The sequence below is a fragment of the Alistipes sp. ZOR0009 genome, assembly GCF_000798815.1.
Lineage (GTDB): Bacteria > Bacteroidota > Bacteroidia > Bacteroidales > ZOR0009 > Acetobacteroides.
This window is the reverse complement of the sequence record NZ_JTLD01000103.1, coordinates 1-539: the sequence shown is the minus strand read 5'-3', so window position 1 is coordinate 539 and position 539 is coordinate 1. Positions and strand designations below refer to the sequence as shown.

2 protein-coding genes are annotated in these 539 nt (G+C 50.5%); one reads left to right on the top strand and one right to left on the bottom strand.

Annotated features, from left to right (window positions below):
• A partial coding sequence (locus L990_RS20460; protein WP_231562298.1) for a hypothetical protein occupies positions 1 to 237 on the top strand: 237 nt, incomplete at its 5' end.
• 77 nt (positions 238 to 314) lie between these two features.
• On the opposite strand, the gene L990_RS20455 is transcribed toward L990_RS20460, so the two are convergent.
• Positions 315 to 539, bottom strand: a 225-nt coding sequence (locus tag L990_RS20455) for a hypothetical protein (RefSeq protein WP_231562297.1), incomplete at its 5' end; no start/stop codon positions are given.

Below are 539 nucleotides of genomic sequence, written 5' to 3'. Positions count from 1 at the left end.
AACAGGGCCGTTAAGCCCGCCAGCGCCGATGGTACTGCTACACCAAGCGGGAGAGTAGGTGGCCGCCAACCTTACAGAGGCCCCGAACGAAAGTTCGGGGCCTTTTTTGGTTTACCCCCCTTCCTAACGGAAGGATGCCTTTCCGATCTTAATCCTTTGCTGTTCCCCGTATATGCCAAGTACAGTTCTCTTACGTTTACGGGTACGCCGCCCCTACTATTTTCGATGGTATTGTAATTTTTGTCAGCATAGTCCCTTCCTTTTTTTTCCAACAGAATCCTTTTTTCTCTGTTTTCAACTATTTTTTCGCTTGCTTAAGATTTCGGGCTTCTTGAAGCAAATTCAGCGTCGTAGGGAGTAGTTTCCGGGATGCCCGAAGGTCTATCCTTACCGAAGGGAGTAAAGTTCGGGGCGCAGGGAGTAGATTTCGGGGTTCTTGAAGCAAATTCAGCGTCGTGGGGAGTGGTTTCCGGGGTGCCCGAAGGTCTATCCTTACCGAAGGGAGTAAAGTTCGGGGCGTAGGGAGTAGATTTCGGGGT